2 protein-coding genes are annotated in these 1474 nt (G+C 67.6%); both read right to left on the bottom strand.

What is annotated here, in order from left to right:
* Nucleotides 1–44: 44 nt before the first annotated feature.
* Nucleotides 45–482, bottom strand: a complete 438-nt coding sequence (locus I73_RS09005) for a hypothetical protein (RefSeq protein ID WP_022980309.1) — start codon at nt 480–482, stop codon at nt 45–47.
* On the bottom strand, nt 479–1423 hold the full coding sequence (locus I73_RS09000; protein ID WP_255348160.1) for a type II secretion system F family protein: 945 nt from the start codon (nt 1421–1423) through the stop codon (nt 479–481). Before I73_RS09000 ends, I73_RS09005 begins: the two co-directional genes overlap by 4 nt.
* Between the last annotated feature and the right edge of the window lie 51 nt (nt 1424–1474).

The following is a 1474-nucleotide window of genomic DNA, read 5'->3' as shown; positions in this document are numbered from 1 at the left end:
GAGCACTCCGATGAGAGCACCCCGATCCTGCCGAACCCGNGTCTTCACCTGTTGCCGTGGTCAGTGCAGGGTGTCCAGTGCCCGGGAGCGTGCTCTTGCTGCTTCAGCCGGGCCCGGATGTCGGCCGGTGTGGCCAGCAGGAAGCGCAGGGGGCCCTGGGCCAGGGCTTCGAGTTGGGTGATCAAGTGGTTGGCCAAGGGGTCGCCGATCACAGCGTCCTGCCAGGGTTCACCTGCCCGCCGCTGGAGAAGCAGGCATTCGAGCTGCTGCGCCCGGGCCAGCGGAAGCCGCTGCAGGTCCAGCTCGTGCCCTTGCAGCGCTTCGGAGCGCACGGGCGTCAGCCCGGCAGCCACGGCCAATCGGGACAGGCAGGCGGCTTCCTCCAGGCCCAGGTGTTCGGCCACCTGCGCCAGGGTGCCGCGCGTGTCCTGGTGCGTCAGAGCGCGCAGGAAGCGCTGTAGATCTCGGGTGTCCTGACTCACTGCAGTGACCCCGCCAGCTCAAAGATCGGCATGTACAGCAGCACGACGATGGCCCCGATCACCAGACCGATCGCGGCCATCAGCACCGGCTCGAAGACCTTGGAGAAGCGCTCGATCCAGCGTGAGGCCTCGTCCTCGAAGAAGGTGGCGGTGCGCACCAGCATCTCGCCGAGCTGGCCGGACTTCTCTCCGACTTTGAGCAGGCGTTGCGCCAGGACAGTGGTCAGGCCTTCCTGCTGAAGGCTGTCGGTCAGCGCCTCGCCTTCGCTGACCCGCTGCGCCACGCGCTGCAGGGCCTGGCGGCGGTCCTGGCTCAAGGTTTGCTCGCTGAGCCGCAGGGCCGCGAGAATCGGCAGGCCGCCCTGCAGCAGCATGCCCAGGGTGAGGTACAGCCGCGAGATCTCCAGCGCTTCCAGCTTGGGCGCCGCGCCCGGCAGAATGCCAAGCAGGCGCCACCAGGTGCCGTCGCGCAGGTGCCGACGAACGCGGACCAGGAGCGCCAAGGCCAGACTTACCGTCGCGGCAAGCACAGGCCAGCGGTGATCCCCCAGGAAGGTGCCGGTGTCCAGCAGCAGCCGTGAAGCCCAGGGCAGTTCTTTGCCCCCGCTGCGGTAGACCTGGGCGAAGCGGGGCACGACGTAGCCCATCAAGAACACGGCCACCCCAGCACCCACCCCCGCGAGGATGACCGGATAGATGGCCGCGCTGACCAGCTTCTGCCGCAGTGAGGTCAGCCGCCCCTCGTAGTCGATGAAGCGCTCCAGCGCCTGGGGCAGCTCGCTGGTCATTTCCGCCGAGCGCACCAGGCCCACCAGCAGGGGCGGGAAGATCTCTGACTGCTGGGGCATGGCTGCAGACAGCCGATACCCCTGCTCCACGGCCTTGAGCAGGGCGGCCAATACCTCATCGCCTGCCCCGGAACCTTTCTTTTGCCGGAGCAATTCCAAGGATCCCTGACTTTGAAACCCGCGGGTCGGCAGGGCATGCAATTT

This window comes from Ideonella sp. B508-1 (genome assembly GCF_000333615.1).
Classification (GTDB): domain Bacteria; phylum Pseudomonadota; class Gammaproteobacteria; order Burkholderiales; family Burkholderiaceae_C; genus Ideonella.
Note: the sequence above shows the minus strand (reverse complement) of the source record. Positions and strands in the feature narration are given on the sequence as shown.